The sequence below is a fragment of the Stenotrophomonas sp. ZAC14D2_NAIMI4_7 genome (assembly GCF_003086675.1).
Taxonomy (GTDB): Bacteria; Pseudomonadota; Gammaproteobacteria; order Xanthomonadales; family Xanthomonadaceae; genus Stenotrophomonas.
In genome coordinates this window covers 2,384,544-2,400,605 of sequence record NZ_CP025995.1, presented here as the reverse complement: position 1 = coordinate 2,400,605, position 16,062 = coordinate 2,384,544, and the positions used below count along the sequence as shown (strand labels likewise).

General features: G+C 67.4%; 18 protein-coding genes. 8 read left to right on the top strand and 10 right to left on the bottom strand.

What is annotated here, in order from left to right; genetic code table 11:
- Positions 1 to 95: 95 nt before the first annotated feature.
- From C1922_RS11045 to C1922_RS11030, 4 genes are read right to left on the bottom strand one after another with little or no spacing between them, the layout of a single operon-like run.
- Positions 96 to 482, bottom strand: a complete 387-nt coding sequence (locus C1922_RS11045; RefSeq protein ID WP_108749791.1) for a DUF2894 domain-containing protein — start codon at positions 480 to 482, stop codon at positions 96 to 98.
- Positions 472 to 1,110 (bottom strand): OmpA family protein, encoded by a 639-nt coding sequence (locus C1922_RS11040; protein WP_108749790.1) that lies wholly within the window; start codon positions 1,108 to 1,110, stop codon positions 472 to 474. The genes C1922_RS11045 and C1922_RS11040 overlap by 11 nt, the downstream gene beginning before the upstream one ends.
- Complete coding sequence (locus C1922_RS11035) at positions 1,107 to 3,338, bottom strand: DUF802 domain-containing protein (protein WP_108751571.1); 2,232 nt, start codon at positions 3,336 to 3,338, stop codon at positions 1,107 to 1,109. The genes C1922_RS11040 and C1922_RS11035 overlap by 4 nt, the downstream gene beginning before the upstream one ends.
- Before the next feature lie 10 nt (positions 3,339 to 3,348).
- A complete protein-coding gene (locus C1922_RS11030; protein WP_108749789.1) occupies positions 3,349 to 4,002 on the bottom strand; it encodes a DUF3348 family protein in 654 nt (217 codons plus the stop codon).
- Between the two features lie 143 nt (positions 4,003 to 4,145).
- Here C1922_RS11030 and C1922_RS11025 point away from each other — a divergent pair, with 143 nt between their 5' ends.
- The 4 genes from C1922_RS11025 (at position 4,146) to C1922_RS11010 (ending at position 7,111) form a co-directional block, all read left to right on the top strand.
- Positions 4,146 to 5,063, top strand: a complete 918-nt coding sequence (locus C1922_RS11025) for a M14 family metallocarboxypeptidase (protein WP_108749788.1) — start codon at positions 4,146 to 4,148, stop codon at positions 5,061 to 5,063.
- An 86-nt stretch (positions 5,064 to 5,149) separates the two neighbouring features.
- Positions 5,150 to 5,563: a hypothetical protein gene (locus tag C1922_RS11020; RefSeq protein ID WP_159091956.1), complete on the top strand. Its 414-nt coding sequence runs from the start codon at positions 5,150 to 5,152 to the stop codon at positions 5,561 to 5,563.
- A 2-nt stretch (positions 5,564 to 5,565) separates the two neighbouring features.
- Complete coding sequence (locus C1922_RS11015; protein ID WP_108749786.1) at positions 5,566 to 6,258, top strand: hypothetical protein; 693 nt, start codon at positions 5,566 to 5,568, stop codon at positions 6,256 to 6,258.
- Positions 6,259 to 6,355: 97 nt separating this feature from the next.
- Positions 6,356 to 7,111: a DUF3307 domain-containing protein gene (locus C1922_RS11010; protein WP_108749785.1), complete on the top strand. Its 756-nt coding sequence runs from the start codon at positions 6,356 to 6,358 to the stop codon at positions 7,109 to 7,111.
- Positions 7,112 to 7,146: 35 nt separating this feature from the next.
- Here the strand turns inward: C1922_RS11010 and C1922_RS11005 are convergent, their stop codons facing one another.
- From C1922_RS11005 to C1922_RS10980, 6 genes are all read right to left on the bottom strand, one after another.
- Positions 7,147 to 7,674, bottom strand: coding sequence for a hypothetical protein (locus tag C1922_RS11005; RefSeq protein ID WP_108749784.1), 528 nt, complete (start codon positions 7,672 to 7,674; stop codon positions 7,147 to 7,149).
- Positions 7,675 to 7,736: 62 nt separating this feature from the next.
- Entirely contained in the window at positions 7,737 to 8,030 is a 294-nt protein-coding gene (locus tag C1922_RS11000) for a hypothetical protein (protein WP_159091954.1), read from the bottom strand.
- Positions 8,031 to 8,049: 19 nt separating this feature from the next.
- Complete coding sequence (locus C1922_RS10995; protein WP_108749782.1) at positions 8,050 to 9,183, bottom strand: type IV secretion system protein; 1,134 nt, start codon at positions 9,181 to 9,183, stop codon at positions 8,050 to 8,052.
- A gap of 42 nt (positions 9,184 to 9,225) precedes the next feature.
- Positions 9,226 to 9,963 (bottom strand): hypothetical protein, encoded by a 738-nt coding sequence (locus C1922_RS10990; RefSeq protein ID WP_234413296.1) that lies wholly within the window; start codon positions 9,961 to 9,963, stop codon positions 9,226 to 9,228.
- Between the two features lie 414 nt (positions 9,964 to 10,377).
- Positions 10,378 to 10,734, bottom strand: coding sequence for a hypothetical protein (locus C1922_RS20675; protein ID WP_234413294.1), 357 nt, complete (start codon positions 10,732 to 10,734; stop codon positions 10,378 to 10,380).
- A gap of 438 nt (positions 10,735 to 11,172) precedes the next feature.
- Positions 11,173 to 12,045: a LysR family transcriptional regulator gene (locus C1922_RS10980; RefSeq protein ID WP_108749781.1), complete on the bottom strand. Its 873-nt coding sequence runs from the start codon at positions 12,043 to 12,045 to the stop codon at positions 11,173 to 11,175.
- 109 nt (positions 12,046 to 12,154) lie between these two features.
- Between C1922_RS10980 and C1922_RS10975 the strand changes: the two genes are divergently transcribed.
- The 4 genes from C1922_RS10975 (at position 12,155) to C1922_RS10960 (ending at position 15,926) form a co-directional block, all read left to right on the top strand.
- On the top strand, positions 12,155 to 13,345 hold the full coding sequence (locus tag C1922_RS10975) for an MFS transporter (RefSeq protein ID WP_234413292.1): 1,191 nt from the start codon (positions 12,155 to 12,157) through the stop codon (positions 13,343 to 13,345).
- Positions 13,346 to 13,387: 42 nt separating this feature from the next.
- Entirely contained in the window at positions 13,388 to 14,251 is an 864-nt protein-coding gene (locus C1922_RS10970) for an alpha/beta hydrolase (protein WP_108749779.1), read from the top strand.
- Between the two features lie 101 nt (positions 14,252 to 14,352).
- A complete protein-coding gene (locus C1922_RS10965) occupies positions 14,353 to 15,333 on the top strand; it encodes an MBL fold metallo-hydrolase (RefSeq protein ID WP_199912175.1) in 981 nt (326 codons plus the stop codon).
- A gap of 101 nt (positions 15,334 to 15,434) precedes the next feature.
- A complete protein-coding gene (locus tag C1922_RS10960; protein WP_159091952.1) occupies positions 15,435 to 15,926 on the top strand; it encodes a hypothetical protein in 492 nt (163 codons plus the stop codon).
- The last annotated feature ends 136 nt before the right edge of the window (positions 15,927 to 16,062 follow it).

Below are 16,062 nucleotides of genomic sequence, written 5' to 3'. Positions count from 1 at the left end.
CCTCGCGTGCCAACCAAGGTTGGCACCTACCCGGCGATGGGGCGCTGCGCGTGCCAACCAAGGTTGGCACCTACCCAGCGATGGGGCAGCTACCGTCAGCCTGCGGTTCGGGGTTTGCGCGTGCGCTTTGGCTTTGCCGCATCGCTGCCGCTGGCTACACCGTCCTGCAGGGCCTGCAGCCACGACAGCGTGTCCACGTAGTCAATGAAATGCCGCAGGTAGCCGGGGCTGGCGCCCTGCATGGTGTCCAGCATGCGCTGCACCAGCACCGCCGAATTCAGCGGGCCGCCGTCCGCCGGGGCTTCGACGCGCAGCGATCGCTTCACCTGCAGTTCGCTGCGCAGGGCCGACCACTCGCGGCGCACTGTTTCCAGCATCGGCACCTGCGGGTAGTGTTCGCGCGCGCGCGAGCCGGCATCCAGATCGCGCACCAACGCACGCAACCCCTCACGCGCAGCGCTGGCAACCGGCTTATTTGCCATCGGCGGCCTTCGGCTTGGCAATCGGCGCGATCTCCACGCGGCGATTGCGCGCGCGGCCGGCTTCGTCTGCGTTGGAACTGACCGGCTGCTCGCTGCCGAACGCGGCGGCGAACACGGCATCGGCTGGAACGCCGTCGGCAATCAGGGTACGGGTCACCGTCAGCGAACGCTGCGCGGACAGCTCCCAGTTGTCGGCGAAGCGGCGGTTGCCATCGCGGATCGGCGCATCGTCGGTGAAGCCGCTCACCATCAGGATTTCATCGCGCGAGCCCAGGTAGGCCGACAGTGGGGCGGCCAGGCTCCGCAGCAGTTCCTGGCCTTCCGGCTGCAGCTGGTCCGAGTTCAGCGCGAACAGCACGTTGCCGCTGATCCCGATGCGGCCATCGACCAGGGTCACCCGGCCGGCAGCCAACGGCCCGGCCAGTGCCTGTTCCAGCGTCTGCAGGCGCTTCGCCTCGGCCTGGCGCTGCTTCACTTCGGCATCCAGGCGCTGCGACAACTCCAGCTGCACCGCCACCACGCCCACCAGGATCAGCACGAAGGCGCCCAGCAGGACCGACATCAGATCGCCAAAGGCGGCCCAGATCGGGGCGTGCGAACCGCCATCGACCTCCAGTTCGTCGCTCATGCGCTGCCGGCCTTGCCACGGCGCGCGGCCAGCTGCTGCAGTTCGTCCATCACCTGCTTCTGCGACAGCAGGCTCAGGTCGACCACTTCACGGGCCTGGGCCACGTAATAGGCCAGCTGTTCGTCACTGCGTGCCAGCGAGGCATCCAGCGCGCCGCCAATCTGTTCCAGGCGGCCGGAAAGCTCGACCGCCGCGCTGCCGAACTGTTCCACCGCCGCGCCGAAGCTGCCGGCTAGCTGGCCCACGTCGCCGGCGCTGCCGCTCAACTGCGCGGCAATGCCATCCAGCTTGCCGGTCTCGGCGGCGATGTGATCGGTGAAGCGGCTGCCCACGCGTTCCAGCAGCTCGGCCGAACCGCCCACCAGTGCGTCCACCGCACTGCGCTGTTCGTGCGAGGCATGGTTGATGGCCTCCAGCAGGGTCTGCACGGTGGCCAGCAGGTGGCCGCGCTCTTCCAGCACGGCGTTGTCGCGCACCAGGCTTTCCGACAACGTGTTGCGCAGTTCATTGATGACTTCGGCGGCCGCCTTCGGCGCCTGCGCGGCGGTCTGCAGCAGGGTGGACACTTCGGCCAGGGTGGCGCTGGCCTGCGCGCGGCCGTTGTCGCCAATCTGCTGAGCGGTGTCGGCCAGGGCTTGGCACACGGTCTGCTGCTGCGCGGTCAGGTCGGCAGAGGCTGCCTGCAGTGCGTCGGTCCAGCGCTGCAGGCGCTGCTCATCGCTGGCCTGCAACTGCGCCCGCAGGGCGGCGTGGGCCTGCTGCAGATCAGCGCTTACCGCATCCCAGCGCGCCTGGCGCTGCTGTTCGCGGGTGTCCAGGCTGGCCTGCAGTTCGGCATGCGCGGCGGCCGCGGCGGCCTGTGCGCTGTGCCAGTCCTGCGTACGCTGCTGCTCGTGCGCCTGCAGCAGCGCCTGGCTGTCGGCATGGCGGGCATCCAGCGTCTGCAGCAGGGCCTGCGCTTGGGTGTGCAGGGTGTCGTTGGCGCTTTGCAGCGCGTGCTGCTGGCGCTCGGCCAGCTCGCGGTTCAGCGCGTGCTGCTGCTCGGCGGCCATGCGCCAGGTGTCGGCATGGCGCTGGGCATCGCCCTGCAGGCGCTCACCCAGGCTGGCCAGCAGCGTTTCACTCTGGCGGGCCTGGCCATCGCTGAAGGCCTGCAGGTGCTGCCGCAGTTCGGTCACCAGCGCCTGCTGGGCCTGGGTCTGCTCATCCAGCACGCGCGCCCAGCTGGCCTCGGTGGCCACGCGGCTGCGCTCGAAACCGTCGGCAAGCCCGGCCAACTGCTGCTGCACGGCCTGTTCGACGCGCACATGCAGTGCCTGGCCGTGGCTGGCCAGACCAGCCAGCGTGGTTTCGGCCAAGGGCTGCAGGGCGCCGCCAATGGCGCTGGCGCTGGCTTCGGCACCTTCGCGCAGCGATTGCTGCAGCGAAACCGCCAGCCTCTCCTGCAGCGCCTGGCTCTGGGTGAGGAACTCGCCCTGGCCGGCCAGCAGGCGCTCGTTGGCGGCACTGCTGTGCTGCTCGAAGGCACGGGTCATGTCCTGCAGGCGGTCCACCAGTGCGGGCAGGGCCGTGGACTGTGCCTGTAGCAGGCGCAGCGATTCAGCGCGCTGCCAGGCCTGCGAGTGCGGGTGCAGGTCGCCGGCAATGGCGCGGTCCAGCTGCTGCACGGCCTGCAGGCGGTCGCGGCGCAGCAGGGCGGCCAGCAGGCCCAGCATGGCCGAGCTGGCCACACCGGCAATGGATGTACCAAACGCCACGGCCAGGCCCTGCACCGGCGACGCCAGCGAACCGCGGATGGCGGCCATGTCGGTGGCGCTCTGCAGCGCCAGGCCAGTGCCGCGCAGGGTGTCCATCATGCCCAGCAGGGTGCCCAGCATGCCCAGCAGCACCAGCAGCCCCACCAGGTACGGGGTCAGCACCGGCGCGGGCAGGGCGGTGCGCTCGCCTTCCACGCGCAGGCGCACGGCGTTGCGCATGCCGGCCGGCACGCGCTCCAGCCACGGCTGCAGGCTGTCCTTGGCCAGCGACACATCGGCTAGTGCGGCGCGCAGGCCGTTGCTGGCCTGGCGGTAGCGGTACAGCTCCACGCCACCGGCCACATAGCAGGCCGCGATTACCGCTGCCACCAGCGCGCCCAGCGGATGCACGGCCACATAGCCAATGCCGATCCAGCACACGGCCAGCAGGCCTACAAGGAAGACAACGACGGGGAAGACGGTTCTGGACATGGTGTTCCGGTCAGTGGGGGCGCAGGGCTGCAAGCAGCCCATGAATCGGGTGGAAGCGCAGTTCAAGTTCGGCCAGCAGCAGGCTGCGCATGTCATTCCTGAAGGGAGCGCGCCAGCCGGGCTGGCCATGCACGCGCTCGAAGCGCGCGCCCAGCACGGCCGGAGCGGTGGCCAGCAGGGCGTGTTCGCGCGGGCTCAGGGTCTGCTCCATCACCGCGTCGACCTCGGCCAGCCGCGCCAGTTCGGGCGAGGTATGTACCAGTTGGTCACGCAGGCGGCCGCGCAGGCGGCCGGTGGCGGTCTGCATCGCCCGTTGCAGCACCAGATAGCGCTGCCGCAGCGAGGCGAAATTGGCGGTGGCGGCCGCCTCGGCCAGGTCCAGCAGGCGCTCGGCCTCGGCATCCTCGTTCAGCGACGCCAGCAGGCTGGTTTCGGCCTGGGTGCAGTCGGCCAGCAGGTCCTCCAGCGCTTCGGCCGGCTCGGCGGGGTCGGGCAGGCGGCCATCCAGCGCCCCGGACAGAGCCACGGCACGGCTCCAGTCCACCCACTGGCCGAGGCGATCGGTCAGGGCAGGACTGGTGGCCGGCATCGCGCCGTCACTGAGACGGGCGAGCAGGCGGAGGAAGTCCGGTCCGCCCAGGACCGGCTGCACTGCGTTCGCCATCAAGGGGTTGGGGGCCAAAACCGCTGATTTTACAGCCAGATGACCCAGGCCGTATGAAAGGGGCGGCGGTATGCCGCCCGCGCCCGCCGGCGGGCGTACAATGGCCGGCTGCACTACCGCACCTGAACCCACTGGAGTTCCGCATGACCCTGGCGCAGTTCTACCCCATCGGCACCCCCGGCCAGCCCTGGGGCGATGCTGAACGCGCACAGTGGCGGGCCCGCCAGCAGAAGCAGCGCAGTTACCACGACGACGTGGTGGCCGAGCTGGAACGCCTGGACGAGCGTTTCGACGTGGTGCAGTACGGCCAGCTGGACTACGCGCCCGACCATTACCCGCTGTTTGCGGTGGTCAACCATGACTGGAACCCGGCGCTGCCCACCGCGCTTGTGACCGGCGGCGTGCACGGTTACGAGACCAGCGGCGTGCATGGCGCCCTGCAGTTCCTGCAGGAGCAGGCCGAGCGCTATCTGGGCCGCTACAACCTGATCGTGGCGCCCTGCGTCAGCCCGTGGGGATACGAGCGCATCCAGCGCTGGAACCCGGACGCCATCGACCCGAACCGCAGTTTCCGTGACGGCGGCCAGATCGAGGAAGCGGCGGCGCTGATGCGCTGGCTGGCCGAGCGCAAGCCGGACATCCGGGTGCACCTGGACCTGCACGAAACCACCGACAGCGACCTGCACGAGTTCGACCCGGCACGCTGCGCCCGCGACGGCAAGTCGTTCGAGCGCGACACCATTCCCGATGGCTTCTACGTGATCGGCAACAGTGAAGACCCGCAGCCGGAATTCCAGAAGGCGCTGATTGCCGCCGTGGCGCCGATCACCCATATCGCCCCGGCCGACGCCGACGGCAACCTGGTCGGTCTGCCGCTGCAGTCGCCGGGTGTGGTCTGGGGCGAATCGCGCTCGATCGGCGCCTGCGCCGGCTTTACCGATGCGTTGTATGCCACCACCACCGAGGTCTACCCGGACAGCCCGCGCACCAACCCGCACGAATGCAACGACGCCCAGGTGGCGGCAGTGTGCGCCGGGCTGGATTTCGCGCTGGCGAACTGAGGGGCATTGGGGAATGGGGTCGGATCCCTGAAGGTCCCGGCTGCCTCGCCAGGCCGTTGGGTGGATTCGCGGGTTACGATCAGGACATGACGATCATCCAGGTTCTACTCCGGCCGCCACTGCTGTTCGCGGTGGTGGCCACTTCCGCACTCAGCGGCTGCAAGCTGTCGGCGCTCGACCTTGCGCCGCCGCGTGTGGTCCAGTTGTCATGCAGTAGCGGAAGCGCCGCGTCCGAAGCGCCGATGGTGTTGATCCTGGACTCGGGCCAGGCATCGGTGGTCTGGGCCAATGAACCGAGCGCGCGCGCCGGCACGCTGACGGTGGAGGGAATGGTGTATCGGCTGGATTTTCCGCCGAACGCCGGTAAGCCAACACTGCGGGCGGTGATCAACCGCTACGACGGTAGAATGGAGTTGAGCGAACACGGCCCGGGTGCGACCAGCGCTGCCGTGTCGCGGCAGATGTCCTGTGATCAGCAGCCTGTGCAGCCCAAGGTGTGACAATGCCCGACACGTCTTCCGATCTGATTGCTGTCCTGTCTGGCGATCTGGTCAAGTCCACGGAGATGGATGCGGCCACCATCGATGGAGTCCGTGAGGTGATTTCCGCGGCCGTGGCCGAAGCCGTGCAGTGGCCTTTGCCGTACGTCGTCGGTCCAGAGTTTTACCGGGGCGATGCCTGGCAGCTGGCGGTTACCGAGCCATTCTGTTTCCTACGACTCGCAACCTGGATCAAGGCCCATCTGGCTGCCTCGGAGTCGAGGGCGCGCACGCGGATCGCGATCGGCTTGGGCGCGGTGGAGGCTTTGAACAAGCGAGCGGTGTCGCGCTCGCTGGGCGAGGCATTCGTCCTTTCTGGTCGGCTGCTGGAATCCATGGGGCGCGCACAAGACATGGATGTGGCACTGCCCGCGCAACTGCGGCATCTGGACTGGCTGACAGCCGTGGTGTCCTCGTGTGACTTCATTGTCTCGCGCTGGACCCGCAGCCAGGCGGAGGTGGCAAAGATGTTTCTGGCCCCCGACGCGCCCTCGCAGTTGGAAGCGGCAATCGCGTTGAACCGGCACCGGCAGGCGGTGAATCGGGTCTACCGGGATGCTGGCGTGTTTGCGTTGTTGGAGTTGATTACGTCGGTTGAACGCGCACTGTTGCTGCCGCATCAGCGTGCCGGGAGTGGCAAAGAAGCAACGAAATAGCGTTGCTATTGATCAAGCAACCGAATTTCGTTGCTTTTGATGGCTATCTGGATTGCCGGACCGCGATCCACGGCAAGACCATACAGGTGAAAAGGACATGCTTGAAACGCTACTGGTACTGCTGACCGCCCATCTGATTGCCGATTTCGTGCTGCAGACGACGAAGATGATCGAGCGCAAGCAGGAACTGCAGGGCCTGCTGGTGCACGTGGCAGTGGTGCTGCTGGTCACAGCCGCACTGACCGGTACAACCAACCCCTGGGTCTATCTGCTCATCGGTGTCAGTCATGCGGTGATGGACTGGGTCAAGGTCCATTGGCTCAAGAACGGTGTATACGCATTCGTAATTGACCAATGCGTGCATGTCGCCTTCATCGTATTGATCGTGCTTCTGTTCCCCTACGTTGCCCGTGAAGGCTGGTACGGAATGATCCCCACTCGGGTTCAACTGCTGTTGTACCAGGGCCTGTCGATCGTGAGCGGCCTGATCCTGGTGGTCAACGTTGGCGGTGTGCTGGTGGAGAAGCTGCTTGCGCCTTTCACGACAGGCCTCAAGTCGGGGCGCGCCGAGTCAGCGGCTACGACCGCAGCCGCAGAGGACGACGACCACAAGGGCATGCAGACCGCAGGCCGTTACATCGGGCGACTGGAACGGGGATTGATCTTCCTGTTCCTGCTGCTGGGCCAGCCCGAGGGCGTCGGGTTGATGCTTGCTGCCAAATCGGTGCTGCGCTTCGCCGATCGTCAGGCGCGGTCGCACACCGAGTACGTGATCATCGGCACCATGCTCAGCTTCGGCTGGGCCATTGTCGCGGCCACCATCACCAAGCTGGCCGTCGCGCACTGGAGCTGACGGCTGCAACGACGTTGCGGGTACGGCCACCCGACCTAGCAGCTGGGCACTTCGTCCGGGCGCGGTGCCAAGGCCAGGGCCGGGCGTTCGTCGGCCACGGCAACGAACAGCGCGTTGTAGCCGCGCATGTCGCAGTCCACGCCGGTGCGGTAGGAATTCAACACCAGCCGTACCGGGCCGCTGAAGTAGTGCTGCTGCTTCAAGCCGGCCTTCCGCTGGGCCGGTGACAGCAGCGCGCTGATGATCGTGTCGGTGTTGCGGATCCAGATCTCACTGACCGGGCCGCGGCCCGCATCGTGGGGCAATCGCCGCTGGCTGGCCGGGTCCGGTTTCAGCACCACCCGGTAGACGCCGCCAAAGCCCTCGCTTTCCGGCTCCCAGGCCACCTGCAGCGTGCCCGATACGGTGGCGCTGCCGCTGAAGCGTGTTTCGTTCGGCGCGACAAAGACCGAGCGCTCGAACGGCGACGGCTCAAACGAGATGAATCGCGCCTCCTGGGCCTGGGCATTGGCTGCACCCAGGGCGAATGTGGCGATCGCGAACAGCAGGGCGTGTGCTTTCATGCGGCGGTCCGCGCGGGGCAGGGGCGATCTGCTGCGCACACTAGCACCGCACGGGCCTGCGGTCACTCGGTGGCGACGCCTGCGCCCTGGGGCCCCTTCGGGAACGCCCTGGGGCAGACCCGTGCGAACTGCAGGGCCGAGATCGGATTGAAGCAATAGATATTGGTGATCGTGAAGGTGCCGGTGGCCGGGTCCACAGGTGCCCAGCAGTCGCCGGGCACGCCAAGGGTGCAGAACAGGAAGGGGTTGTCGTTGTAGTAGGGGATGGGCTCGTAGTAGTTGTCCGACTGCGCCCCTGCCGGCAGGGCGAGCAGCTGCAGCAGCACCAGCGCGCAGATGCCGAGTGTTCTCCTCATTGCATGTTCTCCCTTCGCTTCACAGGGTGCGGCTGCGGTCATGGTCGGCATTGCCGCGAAGGCCGGTTGCTTCCGGCAACGGGGACGGCGATGCGGCGAAGGTGCCCATCGGCAGCGCGTCCTGCGCAGTCATGGCCGGCGCTGCTGCGGGTGCCGGTGCCGGTGCCGGTGCCGGTGCCGGGGAAGGCCCAGGCGATCCCGACGTGCCCGGTGGCGGCGCCGGGCTGGCAAACGGCGAATAGGCCATGAACGCGCCCATGTTGCCCTGCCACATGGCCGCGCCGATGGTAGGCGCCGTGATGATGAGGGCGGTCATCAGCAGCCCGATGCCGCCCTGTTGCAGCGCCTGCGATGACAGACCTTCGCCAGTTTCAATCGGGATCAGTTCCATCACCCAATAGGCGGCGGCCACTTTGGCGGTGAACTTCAGCACCATGGCCGACACCACCGACAGGATGGACATCGAAAACAGCGTGCCCAGCACGTAGAACAGCCACTTCTTGAACAGGTCCTTGGTCTGCTCGAAGATCAGGGCGAGGATGAAGATCGGCCCGATGCCCATCAGGAAGGCCATGGTGAACTTGAACAGCAGCAACATGGCACCGGCGGCCATGGGCGGGCTGGCGGTACCGAAGCTGGCCAGCTGCATGGCGCGGCCCTTCTTTTCGATCAGCTCCGGATCGCTTTCATCCACGTGGATGGCGTCCAGCGCAGACAGCGCCAGCTGCGTGTACATCAGGTTCTCGTCAATCGCATCGGCCGCACCGCCGCTGCGCTTGCCGGTAAACAGCTGGTGGATCTCCTTGTCCAGATTGTCCGTAACCGCCTTGTGCAGTGCCGTGCCATTGGCCCCCGCGGCGGTGGCGGCCATGACCACCAATGCCACTTTTGCCGCCCGCCCCATGATCGCCATGGCCGACTGTTGCGACCGCCCGGCGGCGAGCGCGTAGCCCTGCACCAGTACCCAGAAGGTGGTGAGCGTCATCGCGGTGAAGGTGACCCAATGCGCGGCGCGGCGGGTGAGGTCCAGCCCGAATTCGGCGATCTCCCTGTCGAAGTAGTCACTCACCAGCCGGAAGAACAGGAAGTTCCCCGGCGTGATGTCCGCCAGAAGCGGTAGGCCGAACGCGGCGCTGTCAACGAGTCCATTCATGCGATCTGTCCATGGGTGGGGTGGGAGGAAAGAGCCGAGCCCTCAGTTCGACAGCGCTCGTTCCAGCACGGCCGCCTGCACCAACTGGCCCAGCAGGCTGGGGGGCTTGCCGTCCAGCGCTTGGCGCGCCAGCTGCGCCCGTTGTTCGGTCAGGCTTTTGATGTAGCCGTCGTACGCCTTCATCTGGGCCTGCCAATGCTGCAGGTCCATCTCGTTCTGTGCAGCGAAGCGGTGCACTTCGTTGTCATTGGCGGCCAGCTTGCCCTGACTGTTGCCGGTCTGGCTGCGCTGGCTCTGGATGGCCTCGAACTGCTGGTTGCGCTGGGCCAGCCGATCGAGCATGCGCACGGTGGCGTTGTACTGGGTGTTCCTGGCGCGCACGATGCGGGCGCAGATGCGCGTCTGCTCGCTGGCGGCATCGCCGCCGATGCCGGGCAGCAGGTCGCCGAGCCGGCTCGTCAATCCGCCAATCCCCCGCCCTGCTGCGCCGGGGCAGCGCTCTTGCAGCTGGTAGTCCTCGCTGCGCTCGGAAAAGCTGTCGGTCATCACCGAATTGGTGCGCGGCAGTGGATTGAGCTGGATCAGCTGCTGTTTGTAGTGTTCGACCTGTTGCTTGTAATGCTCGACCTGGCGCTTGTACTGCTCGATGGCCTTGGCCATCGACTGCGGGTCGTTGACGGTCCAGGTGGCATGCGCGGGCCCGGCCAGCAGCAGCGTGGCAACGGCGGCACGCGCCAGCAGGCGCATCGCGCGGGAACGAACGGGTGAGGTGCGGGTCATGGCAATCCTTGCAAACCGGGCGGGATACCTGCGGTTCCAGCGCCGTGCGATGACGGCTCCTTCCGCGGTGCCCACATTCCATTGCCGGGCCACGAGGGCGGTCAATCAGAAACCTTGCAGCTCGTGTCGCATGTGACTGGTGGCGCCGTGCCGACGGCAGCGGTAACGAAGACGCGGCACGGATTTGCGGTGGTTCAGCCGCAGCGGCTCGCACACGACATGCCGCTCAGTCGCCAGTGGAAGCGGCGCCCTGACGCAGTCCGTTCGCGCCATCGCGCGCGGGAACGACCGCGACCAGGGCGCCAGAGGCTAACCGCTGAACAGTTCCTGCCCGCAACGCGGGCATTCACCGCTGGCCAGCGCGCGTTTGCCAAACCTGCCCGGCAGGTGGCGTGAACAAGCCGCGGGTCAAGGCTATGCGCGTGCGCCTGCGCCATCGCCGTGCAGGCGATCACATACCTGTGCGCTCAGCGCCCCGCACGCCATCATCAGCTCTTCCATCACGCGGTCGCCCAGGCATTGCTCGTCGTTGCCGCTCTGCCGCAGCCGCTCGGCGGCCAGCAGCAGTCCCTGCACCACGCGCAGGCCGGCCTCCGCACAATCGGCATCGGCCAGTTGCACGCGCCGCGTGGGCATAGGGTGGTGCTCGGGCCAGGGTTGGCCGTTGGCGGCAGCACCGCGGCCGATACGGCGCAGCGTGGCGGCAAAGGTGGTGGGGTCGGCGGCCGCTGGGCGGGCAGGGCGCAGCGGCGAAACATCAGGCGTGGCCATGGCGTGGCACCGAAAGGGGCAAGCAAGAACCGCCACACAAAGGTGGCGGGCGGTACGCGGTTCGAATCCGGATAAAGCCAAGCCGGCGGGCGCGAACGCCCCCGCGCACCGCCCGCCATGGCCGGCAGGCAGATTGCCAGCCGACGCCGCACACGGCGGCGCCGACTGGCAAGCGCAATCACTCAGCTTTAATGCGGGATTCGAAGCCCGGCCATCCGTTTTCGATGGCCCGCCATCTGTAACCGCGGTGATGCCGAATGCCAATCAGAAAAGTTGAAGAACGCACTCTGATAGCGACGCTTTCGGCATTGTCGCAGGCTGTTAAGTAATCCCCATCCGATGTGGCGCGTGGCGCTGCGCCCGAACGGCAATCTGCGACACAGTTCCGCCCAAGACACCTACACACGCCGTCCACAACATGGCGCCTGCGACAAGGACCTAGCCCAGCGCGTCCTGCACCGCCGCCACGAACGCGCGCACTTTCGGCGGCACCCGGCTGGCGCTGGGGTAGACCGCCCAGATATCCAGCGGTTCGGGCGCGGCATCATCCAGCGTGATCGCCTGCACATCGCCACGCGCCAACGCATCGCGCACATACCACTGCGAGAGATTGGCGATGCCCAGCCCGCCCGCGCAAGCTTCATACACTGCTTCTACCGAACTGGCCGTCAGCCGGCCCGCCACCCGCTGCCGCAGCGGCTTGCCGTCGCGCAGGAACGCCCAGTGGCGGGTGCCGCTGGCCGCCAGGCACTCGTGCGCCGCCAGATCGGACAGCAGCTGCGGCTGTCCGCGCTGTTGCAGGTACGCAGACGAAGCGATCAGCACGCGTGGGTTGTCGGCCAGGCGCCGCGCCACCAGCCGGTTGTCGCGCAGCGGCGCAATTCGGATTGCCACATCAATCCCCTGCGCGACGATATCCACCTGTTCGTCGGTGGTGTGCAGATCCACGTGCAGGCGCGGGTGCTCGGTCATGAAGGCCGGCAGCAGCGGCGCTACCACCCGGCGCCCGAATGCGGTGGACGCGGTGATGCGCAACTGGCCGCTCAGGCCGCCGCCATCGGGGTGCAGGTCGGCCAGGGCATTGGCCTGGCCTTCCAGCAGGGCCTGCGCGTAGGGCAGGAACACCTCGCCATCGCTGGTGGGCGACAGGGAACGGGTGGTCCGGTGCAGCAGGCGCGCACCCAGCTCGGCTTCCAGTGCCCCCAGGCTGCGCGAGGCCGACATGGCGGTCAGGCCCAGCTTGCGCGCCGCGCCGGCCAGGCTGCCCACGCGCACGGCTTCCACGAACACCTGCACATCGCTCAGGTTCATTGTAACGATTTCCGTTTGGCTGGCCTAACTGATTGGCAGTCTACTGCATGAGTCGATACGCGCTCATAGTTTCGCCACGCCCACTCCGGGTGCGAACCGAGCCCGATCCATGCGCACTGCAACGTCACCAACACAACCCGCCGCGCTACCGGCCCTGACCCCGGCCCTCACTCTGGTGATGGCCCTGTGTGCGGGCCTGGCCGTGGCCAACATCTATTACAACCAGCCCATGCTGGGCCTGATGCAGCGCGAGCTGCCGGGCACGTTGACTGGCTTGGTGCCCACCGCCACCCAGCTGGGCTACGCGCTGGGTCTGTTCGCGCTGGTGCCGCTGGGCGATCGCGTGGAGCGCCGCCGCCTGATCGTGGTGCAGTTCAGCCTGCTGGCCGTGGCCCTGGCGTTGACCGCACTGGCGCCCAGCGGGACCATGCTGCTGGCGGCCTCGCTGCTGGTGGGGGTAACCGCTACCGTGGCCCAGCAGATCGTGCCACTGGCCGCCGCACTGGCCGCTCCCGAACGCCGCGGCGCCACCATCGGCATCGTCATGTCCGGCGTGCTGTGCGGCATCCTGCTCAGCCGCACCCTGTCCGGCGCGGTGGGCGACCACGCAGGCTGGCGCGCCATGTTCTGGCTGGGTGTACCGCTGGCGTTGGGTGCGGCGGTGCTGGCACGCACGCTGCTGCCGGTCAGCCAGCCCACGCAGGGTGCAAGCTATCCGGCGCTGATGCGTTCGCTGGTGGGCCTGTGGCGTGAGCTGCCGGTACTGCGTTGCGCCGCCATCACCCAAGGGTTGCTGTTCGCGGCGTTCGCCGCGTTCTGGACCACCTTGTCGCTGCGCCTGCCGCAGGTGAATGCCCACTACGGCGCACAGGTGGCCGGGCTGTTCGGCATCGTCGGTGCCGTCGGCATCCTGGCTGCACCGCTGGCCGGCCGCATTGCCGACCGCCGTGGCCCGCACCTGGCCATCATCGCCGGCAGCGCGCTCACCCTGCTGTCGTGGCTGCTGCTGGGCCTGTGGCCGTCCATCATCGGCCTGGTCGTAGGCTGCGTGCTGCTGGACCTGGCAGTGCAGGGCGTACTGGTTTCGCAGCAGCACGTGGTCTACGCACTGCGGCCGGAAGCCCGTTCGCGCCTCAACACGCTGTTCATGGGCTCGATGTTCCTGGGCGGTGCCGCCGGTGCTGCGGCCGCCAGCTGGGCCTGGTCGCTGGACGGCTGGCGTGGCGTGGTGGCGTTGTCGATTGGCCTGGCGGCGCTGGCCACCGCACTGCAGCTCGGCACCCGCGCCGCAGTGCGCTGAACACCTCCCTCATTTTTCCCCCCACGTTGAAAGGACACTCTGATGACCGCGTTCGTCAGCCACACCGTGCGCGCCAATGGCATCCGCCAGAACTTCATCGACGCCGGCAATGGCGCCCCGGTGGTACTGCTGCACGGCTTTCCGGAAACCAACTACGCGTGGCGTCACCAGATTCCGGTGCTGGCGGCCAACCATCGGGTGATTGCGCCCGATCTGCGCGGTTACGGTGAAACCGAGAAGCCGGCCAGCGGCTACGACAAGCGCAACATGGCGCAGGACATCGTGGCCCTGCTCGATATGCTCGGCATCGACAAGGTCGCGCTGGTCGGGCACGACCGTGGCGCCCGCGTGGCCACGCGCCTTGCCAAGGATCACCCGCAGCGCGTGGACCGCCTGGTGGTGATGGACAACGTGCCCACCCGCATCGTGGCGCGTGAACTGAACGCCTCCATCGCCAAGGCGTACTGGTTCTTCCTGTTCCACCTGGTGCCGGACCTGCCCGAAGCGCTGATTGCCGGCAACGAAGCGAAATGGCTGCGCTGGTTCTTCTCCGACTGGGCTTACGACCCGGCCGCGATCAGCGGCGAAGCCTTCGACACCTATGTGCGTGCCTACAGTGCGCCTGGTGCCGTACGCGGGGCGATGTCGGACTACCGCGCCAACGCCGTGGATGTACAGCAGGACCTGGAAGACGCGCACGTGCGCATTGCCTGCCCGACGCTGGCCCTGTGGGGTGCGGAGTTCGAGGCAGTGGGGCGCATGTTCGACATGCCACAGGTCTGGGCGGAAATGGCCGAGAACCTGCGTGCGGTTGCCATCGAACGCTGTGGCCACCTGCCGCATGAAGAACGCCCGGAGGTGGTGAACGGCCTGCTGATGGAGTTCCTGCAGGACTGGAGGGGCTGATGAACAAGGCTGCTGCAAACACGGCTGCACACGGCGCAGTGGATCGCCATATATCCCCGGGCCCGTCGGCCCTTCCGTTCAACACATGCAGGAATGCAATGATGCACAAGAAACACACACTTGCGGCCGCACTGTTGCTGGCCGCTGCCTCGGCGTTGCCGATGGCTGGCATGGCGGCCGAACCCGTTGCGGCGGCCGTGCAGCAGCCGCAGCAGGCACCGGGCTTTTACCGCATGCAGCTGGGCACGTTCCAGGTGACCGCATTGCTGGATGGCACGCATCTGTTCGCCGTGGACCAGTTGCTGCTGGGCGCGCGCCCCGGTGAAGTGGATCGGCTGTTGGCGCAGCAGTATCTGAAGGCACCGGTGGAAGGCATGATCAACGCCTTCCTGATCGAGCAGGGCGGTCGGGTGATGCTGGTCGATACCGGCGCCGGCGAGTTGTACGGCCCGGATGGCGGCGGCCTGGTCGCGGCACTGCAGGCATCGGGGCATCAGCCTTCCGATGTGGATGACATCTTCATCACCCATTTGCACAAGGACCATGCCGGCGGCCTGCTGCGCGATGGCAAGGCGGTGTTCCCCAATGCCACGGTGCATGTGGCCAAGCGCGAGTTCGACTTCTGGACCAACAGCCGCAACCAGAATCAGGTGGGCCCGCTGCAGCGTCCGTTCTTCGCTGCTGCGCAGAGCGTGCTGGCGCCGTATCGTGCGGCCGGGCGTGTGCAGACCTTCGAACCGGCTGGCCAGGATCTGCTGCCGGGGCTGCGAGCCCTGCCAGCCCCCGGCCACACCCCCGGCCACAGTGTCTACCTGCTGCACGATGCCGATCAGGCCATGCTGTTCTGGGGTGACACCGTGCATGTGGCGGCGGTGCAGTTCGATGACCCACAGGTGGCCATCCGCTACGACTGGCAGAGCACCCGGGCGATCGCCTCGCGCGATGCCTTGTACCAGCAGGCGGTTGCGAACGGCTGGTGGATCGCCGCGGCGCATATCTCCTTCCCCGGCATCGGCCATATCGCCGAAGGCGCGCCGTACGAGTACCGCTGGGTGCCGGCCAACTACACGCTCAATCGTTGAAGCAGACCGGGCGCACGTGGAAGCGTAGAATTCCTTCGCCGTTGGCGCCTGCATCCGCAGCGCCAGCGGCAAGGAACCCCACTGCAAATGGAATGTAGCTAATGAACGCAACCCCCTCCTTGTCGCGTGGACGCCGCACGCGCCTGAAGCTGCTGGCCCCGCTGCTGGCCGTCGCTACTACCGCACCGGCCGCCCACGCCGTGAACGCCAGCCAGTGGCAGGCCGTTGCGCCGTCGCTGCAGGCCGCGCTGGAATGCCGCGCCGCCCCCGATACCAACAACGCCGCCTGGAAGGCGCTGCCGCGCGAAGAAGACGGCAGTCTGAAGCCGATCACCCCGACCGCCGGGTTCACGCTGTTCGGTCTGCCGGTGAAGGAAATCACCGCTTACATCGACGATAGCGACGGCATGGGCCAGAGCTACACTGCCGAACTGGGTGCCAGCGTTGCCGCCGTGCGCAAGGCGGCCAAGCTGGATGCCGGCGGTGGCCGCGAGACCGCGCTGGGTTCGCTGATGGTGAGCGAAGGCAGCCCGGTTACGCTGACCTGCACCGTGCCGGGTGAGTACGACGAGCGCGACTACCAGGAAAACTGAGCGCGGTAGTCCCAGCCGGAGTGGCGCAGCCCATGTGCTGCGCCACCAGCAGCAGGCTGACGCCCGCCGACGCCGCCAGCAGCCGTGCCAATGGCGCGGTGCTGGCATCCACGGGCAACTGCGCCCACAGCAGCAG

Coding starts and splice junctions, on each gene's coding strand:
- C1922_RS11010 (WP_108749785.1), top strand. CDS start 6,356: ATGCTTGAAACGCTACTGGTACTGCTGACCGCCCATCTGATTGCCGAT.
- C1922_RS20675 (WP_234413294.1), bottom strand. CDS start 10,734: ATGGCCACGCCTGATGTTTCGCCGCTGCGCCCTGCCCGCCCAGCGGCC.
- C1922_RS10980 (WP_108749781.1), bottom strand. CDS start 12,045: ATGAACCTGAGCGATGTGCAGGTGTTCGTGGAAGCCGTGCGCGTGGGC.
- C1922_RS11015 (WP_108749786.1), top strand. CDS start 5,566: ATGCCCGACACGTCTTCCGATCTGATTGCTGTCCTGTCTGGCGATCTG.
- C1922_RS10960 (WP_159091952.1), top strand. CDS start 15,435: ATGAACGCAACCCCCTCCTTGTCGCGTGGACGCCGCACGCGCCTGAAG.
- C1922_RS11000 (WP_159091954.1), bottom strand. CDS start 8,030: ATGAGGAGAACACTCGGCATCTGCGCGCTGGTGCTGCTGCAGCTGCTC.
- C1922_RS10990 (WP_234413296.1), bottom strand. CDS start 9,963: ATGACCCGCACCTCACCCGTTCGTTCCCGCGCGATGCGCCTGCTGGCG.
- C1922_RS10970 (WP_108749779.1), top strand. CDS start 13,388: ATGACCGCGTTCGTCAGCCACACCGTGCGCGCCAATGGCATCCGCCAG.
- C1922_RS10965 (WP_199912175.1), top strand. CDS start 14,353: ATGCACAAGAAACACACACTTGCGGCCGCACTGTTGCTGGCCGCTGCC.
- C1922_RS11045 (WP_108749791.1), bottom strand. CDS start 482: ATGGCAAATAAGCCGGTTGCCAGCGCTGCGCGTGAGGGGTTGCGTGCG.
- C1922_RS10995 (WP_108749782.1), bottom strand. CDS start 9,183: ATGAATGGACTCGTTGACAGCGCCGCGTTCGGCCTACCGCTTCTGGCG.
- C1922_RS11040 (WP_108749790.1), bottom strand. CDS start 1,110: ATGAGCGACGAACTGGAGGTCGATGGCGGTTCGCACGCCCCGATCTGG.
- C1922_RS10975 (WP_234413292.1), top strand. CDS start 12,155: ATGCGCACTGCAACGTCACCAACACAACCCGCCGCGCTACCGGCCCTG.
- C1922_RS11020 (WP_159091956.1), top strand. CDS start 5,150: ATGACGATCATCCAGGTTCTACTCCGGCCGCCACTGCTGTTCGCGGTG.
- C1922_RS11035 (WP_108751571.1), bottom strand. CDS start 3,338: ATGTCCAGAACCGTCTTCCCCGTCGTTGTCTTCCTTGTAGGCCTGCTG.
- C1922_RS11025 (WP_108749788.1), top strand. CDS start 4,146: ATGACCCTGGCGCAGTTCTACCCCATCGGCACCCCCGGCCAGCCCTGG.
- C1922_RS11030 (WP_108749789.1), bottom strand. CDS start 4,002: ATGGCGAACGCAGTGCAGCCGGTCCTGGGCGGACCGGACTTCCTCCGC.
- C1922_RS11005 (WP_108749784.1), bottom strand. CDS start 7,674: ATGAAAGCACACGCCCTGCTGTTCGCGATCGCCACATTCGCCCTGGGT.